Source organism: Actinoplanes sp. NPDC049802 (assembly GCF_040656595.1).
GTDB lineage: Bacteria > Actinomycetota > Actinomycetes > Mycobacteriales > Micromonosporaceae > Actinoplanes.
On the sequence record NZ_JBFAMR010000004.1, the window covers coordinates 153,824 to 169,722 of the forward strand.

Annotated in this window: 18 protein-coding genes; 11 read left to right on the forward strand and 7 right to left on the reverse strand. The window is 71.3% G+C overall.

Going from position 1 to position 15,899, the window contains the following annotated elements; genetic code table 11:
• Window positions 1-415: 415 nt before the first annotated feature.
• Together AB0I88_RS04660 and AB0I88_RS04665 are read left to right on the forward strand one after the other, a co-directional pair.
• A complete protein-coding gene (locus AB0I88_RS04660; protein ID WP_361018244.1) occupies window positions 416-1,519 on the forward strand; it encodes an LLM class flavin-dependent oxidoreductase in 1,104 nt (367 codons plus the stop codon).
• Window positions 1,516-2,130, forward strand: a complete 615-nt coding sequence (locus AB0I88_RS04665) for an FMN reductase (protein ID WP_361018246.1) — start codon at window positions 1,516-1,518, stop codon at window positions 2,128-2,130. Before AB0I88_RS04660 ends, AB0I88_RS04665 begins: the two co-directional genes overlap by 4 nt.
• Before the next feature lie 85 nt (window positions 2,131-2,215).
• Here AB0I88_RS04665 and AB0I88_RS04670 read toward each other — a convergent pair whose 3' ends face one another.
• Entirely contained in the window at window positions 2,216-2,776 is a 561-nt protein-coding gene (locus AB0I88_RS04670) for a carbonic anhydrase (RefSeq protein ID WP_361018247.1), read from the reverse strand.
• A gap of 14 nt (window positions 2,777-2,790) precedes the next feature.
• Complete coding sequence (locus tag AB0I88_RS04675; protein ID WP_361018249.1) at window positions 2,791-4,344, reverse strand: GAF domain-containing protein; 1,554 nt, start codon at window positions 4,342-4,344, stop codon at window positions 2,791-2,793.
• Window positions 4,345-4,783: 439 nt separating this feature from the next.
• On the opposite strand from AB0I88_RS04675, the gene AB0I88_RS04680 reads away from it, so the two are divergent.
• Window positions 4,784-5,515, forward strand: a complete 732-nt coding sequence (locus tag AB0I88_RS04680; protein WP_361018250.1) for a VOC family protein — start codon at window positions 4,784-4,786, stop codon at window positions 5,513-5,515.
• Window positions 5,516-5,557: 42 nt separating this feature from the next.
• Here the strand turns inward: AB0I88_RS04680 and AB0I88_RS04685 are convergent, their stop codons facing one another.
• The 4 genes from AB0I88_RS04685 to AB0I88_RS04700 form a co-directional block, all read right to left on the reverse strand.
• Window positions 5,558-5,947 carry a hypothetical protein gene (locus tag AB0I88_RS04685; protein WP_361018251.1) on the reverse strand — a complete coding sequence of 130 codons (390 nt, stop codon included), beginning with the start codon at window positions 5,945-5,947 and terminating at the stop codon, window positions 5,558-5,560.
• An 85-nt stretch (window positions 5,948-6,032) separates the two neighbouring features.
• Window positions 6,033-6,179, reverse strand: coding sequence for a hypothetical protein (locus tag AB0I88_RS04690; protein ID WP_361018253.1), 147 nt, complete (start codon window positions 6,177-6,179; stop codon window positions 6,033-6,035).
• A 147-nt stretch (window positions 6,180-6,326) separates the two neighbouring features.
• Complete coding sequence (locus AB0I88_RS04695) at window positions 6,327-6,863, reverse strand: DUF6529 family protein (protein WP_361018255.1); 537 nt, start codon at window positions 6,861-6,863, stop codon at window positions 6,327-6,329.
• Window positions 6,864-6,865: 2 nt separating this feature from the next.
• Entirely contained in the window at window positions 6,866-9,016 is a 2,151-nt protein-coding gene (locus AB0I88_RS04700; RefSeq protein ID WP_361018257.1) for a protein kinase, read from the reverse strand.
• Window positions 9,017-9,195: 179 nt separating this feature from the next.
• On the opposite strand from AB0I88_RS04700, the gene AB0I88_RS04705 reads away from it, so the two are divergent.
• From AB0I88_RS04705 to AB0I88_RS04720, 4 genes are all read left to right on the forward strand, one after another.
• Window positions 9,196-9,687, forward strand: a complete 492-nt coding sequence (locus tag AB0I88_RS04705) for a DUF1990 domain-containing protein (RefSeq protein ID WP_361018258.1) — start codon at window positions 9,196-9,198, stop codon at window positions 9,685-9,687.
• Between the two features lie 181 nt (window positions 9,688-9,868).
• Window positions 9,869-10,309, forward strand: a complete 441-nt coding sequence (locus AB0I88_RS04710) for a deaminase (RefSeq protein ID WP_361018260.1) — start codon at window positions 9,869-9,871, stop codon at window positions 10,307-10,309.
• Window positions 10,310-10,492: 183 nt separating this feature from the next.
• On the forward strand, window positions 10,493-10,768 hold the full coding sequence (locus tag AB0I88_RS04715) for a hypothetical protein (protein WP_361018262.1): 276 nt from the start codon (window positions 10,493-10,495) through the stop codon (window positions 10,766-10,768).
• Window positions 10,769-10,860: 92 nt separating this feature from the next.
• Complete coding sequence (locus AB0I88_RS04720; RefSeq protein WP_361018264.1) at window positions 10,861-12,342, forward strand: hypothetical protein; 1,482 nt, start codon at window positions 10,861-10,863, stop codon at window positions 12,340-12,342.
• 115 nt (window positions 12,343-12,457) lie between these two features.
• On the opposite strand, the gene AB0I88_RS04725 is transcribed toward AB0I88_RS04720, so the two are convergent.
• Window positions 12,458-13,291, reverse strand: a complete 834-nt coding sequence (locus AB0I88_RS04725) for a trypsin-like peptidase domain-containing protein (RefSeq protein ID WP_361018266.1) — start codon at window positions 13,289-13,291, stop codon at window positions 12,458-12,460.
• Window positions 13,292-13,803: 512 nt separating this feature from the next.
• Between AB0I88_RS04725 and AB0I88_RS04730 the strand changes: the two genes are divergently transcribed.
• The 4 genes from AB0I88_RS04730 to AB0I88_RS04745 all read left to right on the forward strand — a co-directional run bounded on the left by AB0I88_RS04730 (window position 13,804) and on the right by AB0I88_RS04745 (window position 15,861).
• A complete protein-coding gene (locus AB0I88_RS04730; RefSeq protein ID WP_361018268.1) occupies window positions 13,804-14,190 on the forward strand; it encodes a DUF732 domain-containing protein in 387 nt (128 codons plus the stop codon).
• 101 nt (window positions 14,191-14,291) lie between these two features.
• A complete protein-coding gene (locus AB0I88_RS04735) occupies window positions 14,292-14,600 on the forward strand; it encodes a hypothetical protein (RefSeq protein WP_361018270.1) in 309 nt (102 codons plus the stop codon).
• A gap of 176 nt (window positions 14,601-14,776) precedes the next feature.
• Complete coding sequence (locus AB0I88_RS04740) at window positions 14,777-15,058, forward strand: peptidoglycan-binding domain-containing protein (RefSeq protein WP_361018272.1); 282 nt, start codon at window positions 14,777-14,779, stop codon at window positions 15,056-15,058.
• Between the two features lie 200 nt (window positions 15,059-15,258).
• A complete protein-coding gene (locus tag AB0I88_RS04745; RefSeq protein ID WP_361018274.1) occupies window positions 15,259-15,861 on the forward strand; it encodes a methyltransferase domain-containing protein in 603 nt (200 codons plus the stop codon).
• Window positions 15,862-15,899: the final 38 nt, after the last annotated feature.

Sequence of the window (15,899 nt, forward strand, 5' to 3'; positions counted from 1 at the left end):
TGGTGCGACGCCCACGTTCCGGCCCGCCGGGAATGCCCGCACAGCCGTGTCCCGGACGGAGCGGTGATCCACTCCGGCCGGCCGTGAGTGCCGCCGCACGTCCGTTGAGACATCTCCAGAAGCCGGCCGCAGACGATCTCAGCCCGGAACGGGCGTCGCGGGCTGGCGTTTCGCGCAGGTCGCCGTTGTTCCGGGCACGGTTCGGGTAGGCGTACCGGGAATGGTTTTGATCCGGGATCTCAGGGTGGTCTCGGGCGGCGAGGGCGACCTCGCGTTCCTCATGGCTGTCGCGGCTGCTCTTGTGACCCCCGCCGCAGCCAGGATTGTTTGAATCTGAAATAGTTGCCGAGTCAAACGCGTTGTGCGGGACAGTCCGGGAAGTCAGAGTCCCGGCAGAGCAGTCCAGGAGCGGGTCATGCAATTCGGAATCTTCAGCGTCTCGGACATCACCACCGACCCGACCACCGGCCGGACGCCCACCGAGGCGCAGCGCATCAAGGACATCGTCACCATCGCCCAGCACGCCGAGCAGGCCGGCCTCGACGTGTTCGCGCTCGGCGAGCACCACAACGAGCCGTTCTTCTCCTCGTCGCCGACCACCACGCTGGCGTACATCGCGGCACGGACCTCGACGTTGCAGCTGTCCACCGCGACCACGCTGATCACCACGAACGACCCGGTGAAGATCGCCGAGGACTTCGCGATGCTCCAGCACCTCGCCGACGGCCGGGTCGACCTGATGCTCGGCCGCGGCAACACCGGCCCGGTCTACCCGTGGTTCGGCAAGGACATCCGCGCCGGCATCCCGCTCGCCCTGGAGAACTACGGGCTGCTGCACAAGCTGTGGCGCGAGCACGTCGTCGACTGGGAGGGCAAGTTCCGCACCCCGCTGCAGAGCTTCACCTCGACGCCGCGCCCGCTCGACGACGTGCCGCCGTTCGTCTGGCACGGCTCCATCCGGTCGCCGCAGATCGCCGAACAGGCCGCCTACTACGGTGACGGCTTCTTCGCCAACCACATCTTCTGGCCGGCGTCGCACACCCAGCGGATGGTGGGCCTCTACCGGCAGCGGTTCGAGCACTACGGCCACGGCTCCGCCGACCAGGCGATCGTCGGCCTCGGCGGGCAGGTGTTCATGCGCAAGAACAGCCAGGACGCGGTGACGGAGTTCCGGCCGTACTTCGACAACGCGCCGGTCTACGGCCACGGCCCGTCGCTGGAGGACTTCACCCGCGAGACGCCGCTGACCGTCGGCAGCCCACAGCAGGTCATCGACCGGACGCTCGGCTTCCGCGAGTACGTCGGCGACTACCAGCGCCAACTGTGGCTCATGGACCACGCCGGCCTGCCGCTGAAAACCGTGCTGGAGCAGCTCGACATCCTCGGCGAACAGGTCGTCCCGGTGCTGCGCAAGGAGTTCGCGGCGCTCAAACCGGCCCATGTGCCGGACGCGCCGACCCACGCCGCGCTCCTGGCGGCGAAACTCGAGAAGGACAGCAAAGCGGAGGTCCAGGCATGAAACAGCGCAACCTCGTCGTGGTCAGCTCGGGCCTGAGCCAGCCGTCGTCGACCCGCCTGCTCGCGGACCAACTGTCCACGGCCGCGGCCGGCGCGGCCGCCCGGCGCGGCGTCACCCTCGACATCCAGGTCGTGGAACTGCGCGACCTGGCCCACGACATCATCGACAACATGCTGACCGGGTTCGCCAAGCCGGCGCTCAAGCAGGCGCAGGACGCGGTGGCCGCCGCCGACGCGCTGATCATGGTCACGCCGGTGTTCAGCGCCGGCTACAGCGGCCTGTTCAAGTCGTTCGTCGACGTGCTGGAGAAGGACACCCTGGCCGGCAAGCCGGTCCTGCTGGCGGCGACCGCCGGCACCGCCCGGCACTCGCTGGTGCTGGAGCACGCGATGCGGCCGCTGTTCGCCTACCTGCGGACCGCGATCATCCCGACGTCGGTCTTCGCGGCCAGCGACGACTGGGGCGCCAACTCGGTCGAGGGCCCGCTGCGTGGCCGCATCGAGCGCGCCGCCACGGAACTCGCCACCGAGGTGGAACGGCGCGAACCCGCGACCGTGATCGATCCGTTCGCGCTCACCGAGAGCTTCGAAGACATGATCAAAAACCTTTGACGGTACGCCTACGGGAGAAACCCGAATCGGCGATCGACGGCCCGGTGCCACACCGGGCCGTCGCCACGCATCCGGGCTGAACGGCTCACACCGGCTGCAGAACCGCGGTGACCGTCCCACCGGCCAGGTCGTACCGTGCCGCGACCGTGCACTCCGCCGGAATCGGGAACACCGACAGCCGCCGCGCCTCCTCGGCCGTGTAGAGCGCGTGCCGGCCGACGATCTCCTGCGCGGTGACGGCGCCCTCGGCCCGGGCCCGGCGCACGTTCGGCGCGATCCGCTCGGCGATGTCCCGGATGTGCCCGGGCGGGGCCACGTCCTCGTCGACCATCCGGATCGCCGCCGCCACCGCCCCGCAGCCGTCGTGCCCCAGCACCACGATCAGCGGCGCCCGCAGCACCCCGACCGCGTACTCGATCGAACCGATCACCGCCGCGTCCAGCGTGTGCCCGGCGGTCCGCACCACGAACAGGTCACCGACCCCCTTGCCGAACAGGATCTCCACCGGAACCCGGGAGTCCGAGCAGCTCAGGACCATGGCCGACGGTGCCTGCCCGCCGACGGTCGCCATCCGTCGTGCCGCGGCCCGGTCGTCGGCGAGCCACCGCTCGTTGCCGTCCAGCATTCGCTTCCAGATGTCGTGCATGTGTCTCCTGCCGGTCAGTTGAGGATGGCGTTGGTGACCGCGAGCTGGTCCTTGAGCACCCCGCTGATCAGGTCCTGCGTGTGGTTGATCTCGCCGACCGCGGTGTGGATCTGCGCCAGCGACGCGGTGACCGCGTCGACCGCGGCCTGGATGGCGACGACCTTCACGCTGACCTCGTCGGTGGCCCGTTCCGTCTCGGTGGAGAGTTCCTTGACCTCCCCGGCGACGACCGCGAACCCCTTCCCGGACTCCCCGGCCCGGGCCGCCTCGATCGTCGCGTTCAGCGCCAGGAGTTTGGTCTGCGCCGCGATGCCCTGAATGGCGCGTACCACGTTGCTGATCTCGGCGCTGGCCCTGCCGAGGGCCGCCACCTGCTCATTCGCTTCGACGGTCAGGTGCTCGCTGTTCGCCGCCACGGCCGACGCCGAGCCGACGTTGCGTTCCACCTCGCCGATCGACTCCAGCAGTTGCCGGCCGGCGCCCCGCAACTGCTCGGCCGCGGTGAACCGCTCCAGAGCCTGCCCGACCAGGAAGGCGGTGTTCCGCAGGGCGCTCTCCCGGCCCGGGTACATGATCAACGTACGGGTGGCGAAGAAGTCCATCGTGCCGACGATCCGGCCGCCGACCCGGATGGGCAGGCACACACCGGACCTGACACCCACCGCCTGCGCGGCCGGGCGGCGGACACAGTCGGTCAGCTCACCGAGATCCTCGACGAACACCAGGTCGCCGCGATCCCAGGCCCGACCCGACAACCCGACACCGCGGGCGAAAGACGCCGACATCGTGACCCGCCGGAACTCGGCGCCCGCATCACCCGATTCGAGGGCGAACCGCAGCACCTGGGAGTTCTCGTCGAGGTGCCAGAACGAGCCGTACTGCCAGTCGAACTCCTTGCGAATGGTGTCCAGCGCCGACCGCAGCGCCTCGTCACGGCTCGACGCCTGCGTCATCTGCCGGATCACCGTGGAGAGGGCCTCCACATCCTGTGCGGTCTTCTCCTGGCGTACCGCCTCGTGCAACCGCACCAGCGCGGCCGACGCCAGCACACCGATCGCCCGCAGCACCGACAGCCGGTTCTCCGACAGGCTCAACTCGGCGGTGGTGAAGAAGTCCATGGTGCCGACGACCGCGCCGGCCTCGATGATCGGGAAGCAGACGCCGCTGTGCACACCGGCCTTGACGGCGGCCGGCACCCGCACACAGTCGGTCACCTCGGTGAGGTTGCGGACGAACACCAGATCCCGGGTACGCCACGCGCGTCCCGAAAGGCCCACTCCCTCGGCGAACGACGCCTCCATGGTCGCCTTCCGGAACTCCTCGTTCACGGTGCCGCTGTCCTGGGCGAACCGTAGCGTCCTGGTGGCGTTGTCGAGTTGCCAGTAGGAGGCGTACACCCACCCGAACCGCTCCCGCATCACCCGCAGCACGGCGCCGATCGCGTCCTCCGCCGAGCGGGCCTCCTCCGTCAGCCGGACCACCTCGGTGACGGCCTCGACGTCCGCACCGGCCTCGGCCAGGTCGTCGTGGAGTCTCGCGATCCTCTGAGCGTTCCGCGAGCTGAACATGCCGCACCTCCGTGGGAACGGCCACATGCCGCTCTGTCACGGCTCACGTTCGGACGCGCCGGGCGACTCTTGAGAAGAGTCGGTGAAGGTCGGTGCTACCGCCCCGCAACCCAGCGGGCCACGACCGCCTCGGCAGGTCCCCGGCCTGGCCGGCGGTGACGGGCATCTCCGGATGCCTCGCCACCGCTCCGGGCACCGCGCCCAGCGGACCCGCCTGCCCGGCAGCATCCGGACCGGGACGCTTCGTCCAGTGTGAGGCCGTACCTACCGGGAGCCGGGCGCCCGCTGCGACCCCGCATCCCCGAAAAGGCCGAGACCCACTGTGGGTGCCGGCCTTTTCGGGGATGTCTTCTCAGGCCGCCGGAGTCCTGGGCGGGCCGGCGAGGATCCCCGGCGGCGCCTGCGTGTCGTTCGTCCGCGGGCCCTTAGCATCGTCGGCATGGCGACGCGGCTCGTGCAGATCAACATGAAGGCCCGGGACGACTCCGCACTGGGGGATTTCTGGGCGGAGGCGCTCGGCTGGACGAAATCGAGCGAGGGACCCGGCGTCACCAACCTGGAGCCCGGTGGCTTCGTCTACCCGGATCCGGTCGCCGTCTGCGTCGACCTCATCGCATCCCCGGAGCCCAAGACCGTGAAGAACCGCGTGCATGTCGATCTCGCCGCCACGTCGCCGGCACATCAGGCGGAGCTGGTCGCACGCCTGCGGGAGCTCGGCGCGACACCCGCCGACATCGGCCAGGGTGACGTCGCCTGGACGGTGATGACCGACCCGGAGGGTAACGAGTTCTGCGTGCTGGACTCGCTTTACGAGGAGACCGGGCCGATCGCCTCGGTCGTGGTCGACTGCGCGGATCCGCAGGCCATGGCCCGTTTCTGGGGCGAGGCCACGGACTGGGTCCGGTACAAGGTGACCGACTACAGCACGGTGCTGCGCTCCGGCGCGGGCGTCGGCCCCTATCTGCAGTTCCTTCGTACGCCCGACCAGAAGACCGTGTGGAACCGGGTCCATCTCGACATCCGCCCCTACCCGGGTGACGACCTCGAAGCCGAGGCGGCCAGGCTGCTGAGCCTCGGCGCGACCGCCGTCGACCTGGGCGGGGCCGACATCCGGTGGAAGGTCCTCGCCGACCCGGAGGGCAACGAGTTCTGTCTTCTCACCCCGGCCTGATCCGCGGCCGCCGGCCGGGCCGGGCCGGATCACCGAGGCGGCTCACACGGCGTCGAGCAGATGCTGCGACGGACCATAGTCGATCTTGACGTCGGCGTAGACGCCCTGCACGCCGTCCTTGAGACAGCGCAGCCCGACGCTCACCCACCGCACGTCGCCGTCGTCGAAGAGGGCGAACCCGACGGCGACGGTGAACTCCTCGCCACCGCACGTGCAGGCGCACTCCTCGGCATCGTCGTCGTCCCAGTGCTCGGCCGAGTCACCGATGAACGCCGCCTCCCCGCAGGCGAGGCAGATCCGCCGGACCGACTCGTCCTCGGTCACCTCCACACGGAAGACGACGCCGTCACACCGGCCGCAGCGCGACTCCTTGACGACGGCCACCGGATAGCCGCCGGCCTGATACTCCCGGATGCACTCAGCGAGATCCACGGGCTCATTCTGCCCTGCTGACCGGTCGATCCGGAGGTACGCCGATCAGTACCACCGGTCCTGGGCCGCGACCGGAACCGGCCGGTCACCCCGGCGCTGCGCCCCGCACGGCGAACACCATGACGATGGTGCAGACCAGCGTCACCAGCCCGGCCGGGAACGGGGCCACCCAGACCGCGACGGCCAGGACCGAACCCGGCTCGGAGCAGCCGAGCAGCACCGCCGGGAGCACCCACCACACCGGCCATCAGGTGCGGGACCATAACCGCTGCCGCCGGCCCGGCGGATCATGAACCGGTGGATCGGCTACGCGGAGCGCGGTCCGGCCGGAGACGGCCACGCTGGACCAGCGCAGATCCGGGCCGTCGTGGACCGCGCGTCACCAGCTGGCGCCGATCGTGGTGAAGAACCACAGGGCGGAGGTCAGCCACAACCCGGCCACCGCCGTCAGCACCACCCCGCCGGCCACCGGCAGCGCCCAGCCGCTGCCCCGGCCCGGACGGCTGAGCAGCAGCATCTTCGTCACGAAGGCGCCGTAGAGCAGGCAACCGAACAGTGAGTGGGCCAGCACCCGGGGCGTGTCGAAGCGCAACCCGAAGTGGTACAGGCAGTGGACCGCGACCGGCAGCGACAGCAGCAGGGCGACCCGTCCGCTCCACCGGTGCAGACCGGCCACCCAGCCGGGCGCGGACCGGGCCCGGTAGAGCGCCACCGCACTGACCAGCTGAATCATCCCGAAGAGAGCGACACCGGTGGCCAGCCACACCTTCGCGGTCTGCAGGCGCAGGAAACCGGTCACGTCCGTGGTGCCGACCGGCTCGTGCAGGCGCCCGTAGACGCCGAGCACGACCGCGACGCCGACACCGGCGACCAGCGGCAGCCACGCCCGGGGCCGGAGCAGAGTCGCGGTCGGCACGGTCAGAAGCCCTCCCCGCTCTCGGCGTCCACGCTGGTCCCGGAGACCGTCTCACCGTCGATCGTGGTGGTGCGGGTGGCGACGTCCAGTCGCGGCGCCGGGCCGGGCACCTCGGCGCGACTCAGGACACCGACCTGGGTGCCGTCCGGCAGCACGATCCAGCCGCCGTTGACGGTGGCGCCGCGGACCTGGCCGGTGAGCCGGTACAGGCCGGACGGCTTGCGGACCACGCCGATCTCGAAACGGTGGGTGGCGCCGCGTATGGTCAGCTCCCCGGCCGCCCGGCGGGCGTCGAACAGGCCGGTGATCTTGGTTTCGTTCTTGCCGGTCAGGTTCAGCAGACCGTTCTGGGCGGTGCCCTTCAGCCAGGCCTCCAGACGGTCGCCGTCGCAGACGTAGGCGATCGCCACCCCGTCCCGGATCGAGATGGCCAGCGTCCCGGCGTCGTCCTCGACCTTGCCGGCCAGGGTGACCCGCAACTTCTCCGGAGCGGGCGTGTTCAGCGGCGGCAGGGCCACCTCGGTGGTCGGCGGCAGCGTCGCGGCCGGCCCGGCCGACGGGCCGGCCTCCACCGGTGACACCTTCGGCGGCACGGTCACCTGGGTGACCAGGCGGTCGGCGCGCTCGCCGGCGTTGGCGGTCACGTTGATGCCGGCGAGGACCGCGGCGGCCACCACGGCGGCGGCCAGGGTGAGCAGCGGGCCGCGGCGCCAACGGGACGGCTCGCGCGGCCGGGCGGGCGGGGGTGTCTCGTACGGCCCGGTCCCGGGTAGGCGGCCCGCCCAGTTGCCGATCGTGTCGCGCTGCCCCGGCGTCCCCGGCCCGCTTTGCGAACCCGGGCCGGATTGCGGGCCGGGCGTCACGAAAGCGGCGCGCGGGGGCTGCGGGCCGTGCCCGGTGAACGCGGCGGGCGGCTGCGGACCGGGCTCGGTGAAGGCACCACGCTGCGGCTGCGGACCGCCGTCGGTGAACGGACCGAGCGGCTGCGGACCAGGCTCGGTGAAGGCGGCGCGAGGAGGCTGCGGGGGCGCGGGCGGCGGGAAGGCGGGCGGCGGCAACTGCGGCGGCGGGAATCCGAGCGGCAGGGTGGTGGGCTCGGGATCATGGTCGGCGATCGGCGGCGACCCGGGAAAGCCGTGAACCGGCCCAGGCGCGGGCGGCTCGGGGAAGGGAACCCGTGCGGGCGCCTCGGAGAAAGGACCCGGCGACGGCGGCCCGGTGAACGGCCCCGGCGAAGAAGGTTCGGAGATAGGCACCGGCGGCTGCGCGAACGGGCCCGGCACCGGCGGCTGCGCGAACGGGCCCGGCGCGGGCGGCTCGCTGAACAGGACCGGGGTCGGCGGCTCGGCGGACATCGGCGCCCGCGCGGGCGTACCCGTACCTCCGAATGATCTTGCACCTCCGGGCGTGAACTGCCGCAGATAGGCCGCCACCCGCCGGGCCGGCGGCCGGCGCCGAGGATCGGCGGCCAGGCAGTCCCGCGCCACCGGCCCGAGCGGCCCGGGCAGCGACGACGGGTCACCCGTGGCCCGCCCGGTGGTCATCTCCAACAGCAGCACGCCGAGCGACCACACGTCGGCCGCCGGTGTGGGCGCGCCGCCCTGGAAGATCTCCGGGGCCGTGTATCCGGGCGTCCCACCGGCCGCGCCGCGGTCGGCGTCATTGAGCAGCACCGCCACCCCGAAGTCGGTGATCCGGATCTCCGGTGGCGTGGAGCCGCGCCGGACCAGGATGTTCTCCGGCTTGAGGTCGAGGTGGACGACGCCCTGCTCGTGGGCGGCGGCGAGCGCGGCCGCGGTCTGGGCGGCGACGGTGACGACCTCGCCGGGGGTGAGCCGCCCGCCGCGGAGGGACAGGTAGCGGCGCAGATTGGGCCCGTCGACATACTCCATGACCATGGCGAGGGTGCCGCCCTCCACGATCAGGTCGCGCAGTCGCACGATCGACGGATGGCCGAGAGCACGCAGTGCCGCCTCCTCGCGGAGGAACAACTCCCGGACCCGGCGGTCGCCGGCGAGCTCGGGACGGAGGAGTTTCGCGGCCAGTGGGGCGCCGCCGTGGCGGCTCGTCGCCCGCCGCACGACCGCCACCGCGCCACGGCCGATCTCCTCGTGCAACAGGTATTCCCTGCCGAGCGGTTCCTGACCGGCCATCCCCGTACCCCTTGCCATCAGATCGGCTTCTGCGCCACCGACTGTCTAAACCATGTCGATCTTTTCCCGGTTCACCGCGTCGCCCGTCAATTCCTGACATTGTTCTAGGGGCGTGCGGTCACCGCAATCTTCTTCGCACGCGCACATGACGTCGATCAATGCGAGCCGGAATCATGCTGATGAATGCCAAGCTCACGTACGCCGAGGTGGGCGCCACCCAGAAAGCGCCGCTGCCGCCCGGCTACAAACACGTGCGCCGCGACGTGGAGATCGGCGCCGGGCCGGAGGTGTTCGAACGGGCCGTCACCGCGCTGTCGCATTGGCGGATGCACCGGGCCGCCGGATTCGATGTCCGGGCGGCCGGTCCGGCGGCGCCCGGTCTGCCGGTGCTGCTGCGGTTCGGGGTGACGGCGCCGGTCCGGGTGGTCTACCTGGTCGATCAGCCGGACCGGTGCGGGTTCGCCTACGGGACGCTGCCCGGCCATCCCGAGTGCGGCGAGGAGGCGTTCGTCGTCCATCTGACCGGCAGTGGCCGGGTCCGTTTCCGGATCACCGCGTTCTCCCGGCCGGCAACCCTGCTCGCCCGGCTGGGCGGCCCGCTGACCAGCCTCGCACAGGAATACGTCACGAACCGCTACGTGTCCGCGCTGCGAAGCTTGTCACGGCCGTGACCGAAGCCCGCTCGGCAGGCCGAAGGTGACCGCTCGGTGTCGGCCAGGTGGGCGAGACGGCCGGTTTCCGGTTCACCCGGTGGCCCTGGACGGGAGGACGGCCACAACACTCCACGCCGCTTCGAAGAGGCGCAGGTCACGGCGCTAAAGTGCTGGTCGGGGCCGAATGACGGGGAGCGGGATGGACGACCAACGGTGGATGAGCCACGCGATCGAACTGGCACATCGCTGCCCGCCGTCGCCGTCCGCGTTCTCGGTCGGGGCGGTGCTCGTCGACGCCGCCGGGCGTGAGCTGGCCGGCGGCTGGTCCCGGGACACCGACCCGAGGGTGCACGCCGAGGAGTCCGCGCTGACCAGGGTCACCGATCGGGCACTGCTGCGGGGCGCGACCATGTACAGCACGCTCGAACCGTGTTCGAAACGGGCCAGCCGCCCGCACGCCACCTGCACCGGTCTGATCATCGCGGCCGGGATCCCGCGGGTGGTCATCGCCTGGCGTGAGCCGGACCTCTTCGTGACCTGCGAGGGCGTCGCCCTGCTGATCGCCGCCGGCATCGAGGTGGTGGAGCTGCCCGGGTTCGCCGCGGCGGCACGGGCGGCCAACGCGCATCTCGATCTTTGACCCTCTCATCGGTACGCGGTGGACCCTCCACACCCGCGACCAGGACAGTTCCGCCGGTTCGGCTACGGCTGGGCGGTCCGTCGCGGCCGTCGCCCGCTTCCGGGCGGAATACTTTCCTCCAGCACTGAACGCGACCCGCCGCCGATGCGTACTCACTGTTATCAACGCAGTGGGGAGGAAGTCATGACGGTCCAGGCGCTACAGCAGCGGGAGGCCCGGCACCACTCCGGAGCGATCGTGCGGAGCCGCCGTTTCGCGACGCAGTTCGAGGTGGACGGGCACGTGCTGACATTGGGTGTGGAGCCGGGCGTCCGCGGCGGACTCTACTACCTGCCGAGCACTCCTACCTGGGACGACGGCACGCCGGTGCCGCGTGAGATCGTGGCCGGCATGCAGAACGTGATCGAGGAGGTCGAGCGGTTCTGGGGCCGGTGGCCGGAGTTCCGCGCGGTCCTCTGACGGATCCGTTCCACCGCCCCGGGCAACTGCGGGGCGCATCGATCCGGGTTACTGATCGTGTTCTGTCAGGGGTGGCCGGTAGCGTGCCCGGCATGACGGATCAGCTTCGGGTCGGCGACGTGGCGGTCACCCCGCTGCCGGGCGGCGGGTTCGGCGCCTGCCAGGTCAGCGAGATCACCGGCGAGCACGTGACGCTGCACGCGCTGGACTGGTCTGCGTCATGGCCCCCGGCGCTGCCGGAGCTGTGCGGCGCCGGCCTCGTGCCCCTCGACCACCATTCGTGGACCGGCCGCATCGCGCAGATCTCGGTCTTCCCGCAGAACCATCCGATGCCGCCGGATCTCGAGTGGATCGGCAATCTGCCGGTGCCACCGGGTGTCCCGGAGGGCGGCAGGAGCTACTCGGGCTGGCGGTCGCCGGTCGCTGACATGGTCCGGCAGCGCCGCTGGGAGCAGCGGGTGCCGGAGGCGGTGCGCAGGGCGTATCGGGAGGCCGCTCCGACGGCGCCGGTCACCGCCGACCTCGGGGCCGGGCCGGCCGAGTTCACCACCGCGCTCGGGCACCTCGACCTGAGAGCCGGTGAGGTGCCGCTGCCGGAGTCCGGGCCGGTGGACTGGGGAGTCCTCGACCGGCTGCCACGCTGCACCGAGATCAGCTGGTCCGGGCCCGATCGAGGGCTCACCGAGGCGATCTCCCGGCATCCGTTGATCACTCGGGTGAACTGGTTCGCCGCCCCGGAGGTCGTCGACCTGCGGGAGACCGCCGCGCTGTCCGTGCGCGTGTCCGGCGACGAGCTGCGCGAGATCCGGCTGCCGTCCGGGATTCACCGCCTGGAGGTGGGGCCGACCGGGGCGCCGTGTGCCGTCCGGGCCGACGACGACGGGCGCTGGCTCGACCTGGACCTCTTCCTCGTCACCCCGTCGACGGTCGTGCCGTCCGGGCTCGGCGGGGTGCGGCGGGTGACGCTCACCGGCAAGGGGGTGCTGTCCGCCGCCACGGTCGCCGGCCTGCGTGAGGCGCACACGCTGCGGCTGCACTGGGCGGAGCCACCCGGGCGCCTCGACGACGCGGGGCTGTTGGCCGGGCTGCCCGGGCTGCGGCTGCTGGAGCTGGTCAACGCGTATGGGGTGGACGCCGACATGGTCTCCGGTCTGCCCGCGCTGCGGCACCTCGACGTCCACGGGTTACGCGGGTCGGTGGCCAAGGATCTTCGGGCGCGGTTCCGGCGTAGCGGGGCGGGGCTGACGTTGGCCGGCGCCAAGACCGACCGTTGGCTGGCCGCCAACCTGGACAACCCGTTCCGTAACTGGGTGGACGACGATCCGAAAGGGGGCGCCGCCGCCTGCAAGGCCTACGCCACGGCGCTGCGGGCTCTGGACCGCAAGCCCGCGCCCGCCGCCGAGCCGATCCTCCGCGAGCTGGTCGAGCGACTGAACGAGATCGCCGACAAATGGGGCATCGTGGACACTCTGCGCCGCGAGGAGGCCGGTGACGCGTTCATCGGCCTGGCCACCCGGGCCGGAGTCCACACCGGCACGGCCGCCACCTGGTTCGACGCCTGGCGCGATTTCTGATCCGCCTCCCAACGCCCCGGCCCGCGCCGCGCCGGCGCTGGTGACACCAACGTCCGCTTCCCGCGGACCTACGACCGGCCCACGACGCGGGGGACGGCACGGTTTGTGGCGCGTGTCAGCGCGTCTGGGTCTGGAGTCGGCGCACGACGCTGGTGACGGTGTCGGCGGGGATGGCGAAGCCGACGCCGACGCTGCCGGTGCTGTCACCGGCGGTGGCGATGGCGACGTTGATGCCGACCACGCGGCCGGCGGTGTCGACCAGCGCGCCGCCCGAGTTGCCCTGGTTGATCGCGGCGTCGGTCTGGAACAGGCCGCTGAGTTTCTCGTCGCCGGTGTCGACACCGCGGTCGAGTGCGGAGACGATGCCCGAGGTGACGGTGCCCTCCAGGCCGAGTGGGGCGCCGAAGGCGAGCACGGTGTCGCCGACCGCCACGCTGTCGTCGGTCGCGAAGGTGACCGGGGTGAGGCCGGACAGGCCGGTCGCCTGGACCAGCGCCAGGTCGTGTGTGGCGTCGGTGGCGATCACCGACGCCGGGACGGTCCGGCCCGTCGACAGGCGCACGCTGACCGTGCCGTCCGCCGACACCACGTGGTTGTTGGTGAGGATCAGGCCGTCGCTGCCCAGCACCACGCCCGAGCCCAGTGACGAGGACCGGGCGCTGTCGACCAGCACGGTCACGACGCTGGGCTGCACTCTCGCCACGATCGACGCGAGGTCGCCGGTCTCGGTGATCGTCGCGGACGCGGTGGCGGCCGGTGCGGCACGGCCGTCGAGGTACTGCCGGGTGAGGAACGCTCCACCGCCTCCACCGCCGGCGACCAGGACCAGGATCGCCGTGCCGCCCGCGATCCGGCGCTTCCAGCGGGGGTCGCGGGGCGCGTTCCACATCATCGGTGGCATGGGTGTCGGCGGCGTGTCGTGGGCGGGGCGGGTCAGCAGGTCCGTCATGACGATGAGGTTCCGCCCCGATCTTGTTTCGAAGCGGTGAGCCGTCTGTGACTTCCCTGTACGCCCCGGTAGCCCTTCCGAGTCGTCCCGGCGCGGCGGCTCGCATGTCCGCCGGGGATGTCTAGGGTCGGCCGGATGCTGCTGCCCAACCTTCCCCCGAGTGTCCCTGCCCCGCCTGCCGTGCGGTTTCCGGTGGAGCCGTGCACCGGCTTCCCGGCGTCCGAGCGGTTGTCCACGGTCCGGCCGGGACGGGCGGAGACGCCCGTCGCCGGTGTTGCGGTCTCACCCGGCTTCAAGCCTTCCGTCAACAAGTTCACAGGTACCCGGATCGGGCGGCCGCGGCCGACGGTGGAACGGCGCCCGTTCGGCCCGACGATCAGCGAACCGACGGCAGCGCTGCGCGGCGGGCGAGCCCGGCCGACGGCGCAACGCCCGTTCGGCCCGGCGATCAGCGAGCCGGTCACGCGCGGGGAGGCGTGATGCGGCGGGCCGGGCTTGTCGTGGTGGCGGTCGTGCCGCTTCTTTCCGGTTGTGGGGGCGCTGCGCCCGTACCGGAATGGAAGGATCCGCCGCCGGTCAGCGCGGCACCCGGCGCGACCGGCCGGGTGGCGGCGCCGGACGGCGGGGAGAGTTCGGCGGGCGGGCCCGGCGGGGTGAGTGGCGGGCCGCCGGGGCTGGACGGCGAGGAGTTCGTCGACGCGGTGCGCGGCGAGTTGCCGGCGGTGGCGATGGACCGGCGCGGTGAGGAGATCACCGAGTTGGGCGGGCAGGCGTGTGCTTCTCTGGCCGCCGGCCACGATCGTGGTGAGGTCGCCGCCGAGCTGGGCGGCTACGGCCTGGCCGCGGCCGACGCCCGCCGGCTGGTGACGCTGGCCCGCACGACTCTCTGCCGGGGTTGATCCAGGCCGGTTCGGGACTTTGGTCCCCTTCTCGGGGAGGAGCCTCAGTTTCGGCCGGCCGAAGGCGATGTTTCCGCCGTCTCAACCTGATGGGAGTGGCGATGACCGTTCCGGATTCGGCCGATCTGTATGTCATCGCCCGTGGGGTCCGGGAGTTGTTCGCGGTGCGCGGCGTCACGATCGACCTGTTCGGGATGGCCGGTGGGCACGGGGATCCACCGGGCCGGCACGTGACCCGGGTGCCGCTGCGGTCGCACGGGTGTGCCGTTGGTGAGATCCAGCTTCATCACGACCGGCCGTTCAAGCATGTCGAGCTGCTGGAACAGATCGCCGGGTGTCTCACCGACGAGCATCTGACGGAGAATTCGTACTACCTCACGATGGCGCGGGTGTCCCGGTCCCTGTGCTGATTTCCCGGCCACGGTCGGGGGATCGGCGATGTCCGCTTCGTGTCACGACGCGTTACCAGCCACGGGTGGGTCGGCCGAAAGTCGTAGCCGCGCACAGGTTCTGGAGACGGTGGGCAGATGTCCGGCACAGGTCCCGCCGAGATGCTGGGTTCACCACAACGCATCGGGAGGTCATGATGTCCGCACGAGGAATGCTCAGTGTGGTCGGCAGCGCGGTCGGCGGTCTGATCGGATGGAACGGGCCGGTGCCGCCGGCCGACCCAACGGTGCTGCGGGCCCTTTTCGCCGACCTGGGTGTCCGGATCGGCACGGAAGACGGGCAGCTCGTCGAGGCGGTTCGCTACTTTCAGGCCCGGACCGGCCTTCCGGTCGACGGCGAGGCCGGGCCGCGGACGGTTCATCTCCTTTCCCGGTACGCCGCCGAGGCCCGCGAACTCACCAGGATCCGTGCCGCCTGAGCGACGCCCGCACCCTCTGCCGGGTGATGCGGGCGTGCCTGCGGCGTGGCTGATGGCGCCGTTGACGGCCGGCGCGTCGATCGTGCTGTGCGCGAACTTGGACCGGTCCCGTCTCGATGACCGAATTTCGTCTGAAGGAATCACACGTCTGCCCGGCTGATCGTCTTCCACATCGGACTCCGCTGCCGTACGGTCCGCGCATGGAGGTTTTCGATCAACTCGCCGAGCAGTACCAGGGCGAGCACAGCCACAATCCCTTTCAGAACGCGCTCGTGGAGCGGATCGGCGGTCTGCTGCCGGCGGGCAGCGCGGTGCTCGACCTGGGCTGCGGGACCGGTGTCCCCACGGCCAAGGTGCTGACCGGATCTGGTCATCGAGTGGTCGGTGTGGACATTTCCGAGGGCATGCTGCGGCTGGCTCGCGAGCAGGTGCCGGCCGCCGAGTTCGTGCACGCCGATTTCGCCGAGCTGCCCGCTGATTTCGGCCGGTTCGAGGCGGTGACCGCGTTCTTCTCGCTGCTCATGCTTTCCAAGGAGCGGATCGAGAAGACCCTCGACAAGATCGCCGGATGGTTGAAACCGGGCGGTCACCTGGGCATCGGCATGGTCAACTTCGATGCGGACAGCATGCCGGTCGAGTTCCTCGGCGTACCGGTGAAGGTTTCCGGCTATCTGCAGGACGACCTGGCCGCGGTGCTCGAGGCGCACGGGTTCACGGTGGTGAGCATCGAGACGGTGGAGTTCACGCCGGCCGCGGGGCCGGCGGAGAGTCAGATCTTCGCACTGGCCCGGCGCAACGACTGATCAGGGAGCGGGGCGCCGCGGCCGGCGTCCCGCGTACA